At 60.7% G+C, this 3,556-nt stretch carries 1 pseudogene; it reads left to right on the top strand.

Going from position 1 to position 3,556, the window contains the following annotated elements:
- Positions 1-218: 218 nt before the first annotated feature.
- Positions 219-3,556, top strand: a pseudogene (locus tag H5U08_RS13040) (hypothetical protein); the annotation flags it as partial.

Raw genomic sequence — 3,556 nt, 5'->3', positions numbered from 1 at the left:
GACGCCATGGGGAACATGTTGGAGCAGCACTCCATGAATTGCCCCTACTGCTTGAGCAGCAACTGAACGCAGGAGTTGGCGCCCGGTCGGTGGAATGGATGATCTAAAACGCTCGAATGTAGAGATGACACGCAGGTTCCTCCGAGACATCCTTCGGAGGGGCGTGCTTGTCGTGCCCGGCGAAAGCAATCCGGGCGTGGACTGAAAAGGATGAATGCATGAAAGCACCAGCGCTCGGAGAGTCCCGTTGGTTGCAGAAGGAAAGGGTCGCTGTGCCCTGGCCGTTCCTGGCTTTGCTGGGGGCTATCATCCTCGTTGCGGGAGGAGTGGTCAACGACTCGGCGTCGGCAGACGAGCCAACGATCGCCTGGAGGATCGGTCGAGACGACTGGGAGTTGGTGGGAGCCGAAGCGAGGGCAGAGCCCGACGGTCGGGTAACGCTGTTCTGCGATCAGTCGGGAGAGGTGGCTGTCGCCCGGTGCTTCGTGCCGCCGCGGGAGTTGCTGCGGATTCGGGCAACTGTGCGATGCGAGGATGTTCAGCCGGTTCAAGGAGCTGGCTACGCCTACGCGGCCGTCTATCAGTACGACGAATGGGGGCAGCTTGTGAGTTTTACAGATTTTGCCCAGCTCAGGGGAACGCAGGACTGGCAAACCTTCACATGGGAAGGGCAAACGGACCGGCGCGCCTTTCGCATGGAAATCAGGCTGGGGCTCTATCAGGCGCAGGGACGGTGCTGGTTTCGCGACGTGATGGTGGAACCCCTGGCCGTTTGGCAGCCGCGCCTCCGGAAAGTGGTTCCAGGCGAGAATCGGGCGGTCATTGTCGAGCCGGCCAGCCCTCGATTCTCTCAGAGTGTGAATGTTCGGGCGATCGTGGGGGCCCTGGAGCAGGCGGGTTATCGGACGGAGTTCATGACCTGGGAGGAGCTGGCGGCTGCGTGGTGTCCGGGAATTGAGGGAGGGGTTTCCCTTCTTGTCTTCCCCGATGCTCAGTATTATCTGCCCGAAGCCCGCGCCGGTTTGTTGCGATTTCTGACCGAGGGTGCGGACCTGCTCACGTTCGGCGGCTACGCCTTTGATATTCCCGCGAGGCGTTCGAAATCGGGATGGATGGCCGGTGTGCCGGGGGAACCGGTGAGCGTCGAGCCCCTGCTTGCTGATTCATCCTTCGAGGAATCGGCTGAGACGCCGGAGAAGTCACCTTGGCGCAGGTCCTCGCCGGAAAGCTGCAGGTGGGTGACAGGTGAAGGGCATTCCGGCCGGGGTGTGGCGAAAGTTAGTCTTTCTCAGGAAGGGAGTGCCGTCGTTTGGCAAGCTGTGAAGGACGTGATGCCGGGGCAAACGCTGCGGCTTTCGGCGTGGATCAAGACGGAAAACGTAACGGGGTCGGGCTACGCTTTTCTGGCGGTCTATCCCTTCGCCGGGGACAAGTGGATCGAACCGCACGACTACGCCCATCTGCGGGGAACCCACGACTGGCAAAGGGTGGTGGCCCTGCTGACTGTACCGCCGGGTGCGGATCGCGTCGAAGTGCGGTTGGGACTCTATCAGGCGGCAGGAACCGCCTGGTTTGACGACGTGCGACTGGAAGCGGTGGAGTATTTGCCCGTCGTCAACACCCACTTCGGCAAGCCCGAGGATGGTCTGGAAGTGAGCCCCTGGCAATTGGGCCTGTTTGACGCCGACGCCCCTTTGCACGATGTGGTCGAGCTGCGAGCCGGCGATTGGACATGGAAAACGGAAAAGCCTTTGAGCGGGTATTCTGCGGTGGGCGTGTTACGGCAGCAAGCCCGCTGGGAACCGATCGTGCAGGCTTTCGATCGCTGGGGCCGCCGTTGCGGCACGGCCGGGGCACTGATGAGCCACGTCGCGGGCCCGTTCCGTGGGTCCCAATGGGCGCTGTTCGGAATGGAAGATGTTGATCTTCCGGCGATTCCGGAATTTCGCCAGAGAGTGCTCGTGCCGCTCCTTGAGCGGATGCGGGCAGGGGTTTACTTCACCCGGATTGCCGCAGATTTGGCCTGTTACCGCCCGGGCGAAGCCCCCCGGGTGACGGTTGTCGTGGAGAATTTTGGCAACCGTGTGTTTTCGGGCAGTTTCCGCAGCGTGCTGCGACGGGTGGCGATTCCTTTCTCGGCGGCGACAAACCGGGAGAAGAACGAAGAAATAATCTGGCAGGACACCGCCCCGACAACCCGCTTATCGCCAAGCGAGAAGTTCGAGGCCCACATACAACTTCAACCATTGAACGAGGGCCTGTACGAGATGGAGGTGACACTGCAGTCCGCCGAGGGCCAGGTGCTGGATAGTGGCCGGGCGGGATTTGTCGTGTGGGATGGCCGCTCGGTTCCGGAAAAAATCGGCTTTGATTACAGAGAGAATTATTTTCATCTGGGTGGTCGGCCGCGTTTTCTCTGCGGGACCACAACATGGTCCAACTGGTTTCTCTCGCCCAGTCAAAGCGATCCGGTGTTTTGGGCAGAAAACTTCCAGAAAATGCGCGATGCGGGTATCGACTTCGTCGCCAACCTGCAAACCTGGTGGCGTGATCCGTACGAACTGAGCGAATCCGAATGGCGGCAACTGGACGCCATGCTTTATCTGGCAGGCAAGGCGGGGGTGATTTATCGGGCGGGGCTGTTCATCGGCCAGGATGTCGCGGTGGACGAAGCCACCCTGGAAAGGCAGGCCAGATTCGCCAGGGCCTTTGCGGAACGATACAAACATCTGGATGGGCTCATCTACTATCTCAACGGGGATTATCAATTACGCCCCAAAAACGATCAGCAACGTTCGCTGGCCTGGCAATACTTGCAGACCGAGCACTGGAACGCGCGTCTCGTGGCAGCCATTCGGGAGGTGGACCAGCGGCATCCGATCATCAGCGAGTATTACCAGAGACCGATCGGCGGGCTCGATCTGCGGAGAACGCTCGACGGGCTGGATGTGGCGGAAATCGGCTATTTCGGTCCACCCCGCGTGGATCTGGAAGAGTTTGCTCCCACTGTCAAATGGATCGATTCGCGGCTGACGGGTAAATCCCTGGCGATCGGGGAGTTCGGGGTGAAAACGCATCCCGCCTGGGAGCAGGAGCGCGGTGCCCACGGCTACCATATTCGGCGATCAGTGGCCGAGCAGGAGCGACTCTTTTTGCTTTTACCTCAATATGTTCTTGCTTTGGGTGGCAGCGCTGCCAGAAACTGGTGCTGGCGGGATGACGATGACCGCGTCTTCCCCTGGGGGCTGCTGCGGACCTGTGATGGTACGGAGCGGTCGTCACTGCGGTTTTACCGGGCGTCTTCGCTTTTACTTTCTCGACTTGTTCCCAGGTGGGAAAAGCCCGCCGTCCTCGTGATCTCTCCAGACAGCGCTCCACCGGAACGTGCCGCGGCGGCTCGGGAGGCAGTTCTCCTGACCAGCCGGGTTCTCTTCACGCTTGGTGTGGACTTTGCCGTCGCCGGGGACGATGCAATCGACGAAGGAACGCTGGAAGGGGTGCGGATGGTGATTGTCCCGGGTGCAATAAGCCGGGCGAGTGAGCGACTTCTCCAGAA

It is taken from the genome of Thermogutta sp. (genome assembly GCF_014359955.1).
Classification (GTDB): Bacteria; Planctomycetota; Planctomycetia; order Pirellulales; family Thermoguttaceae; genus Thermogutta.
Note: the sequence above shows the minus strand (reverse complement) of the source record. Positions and strands in the feature narration are given on the sequence as shown.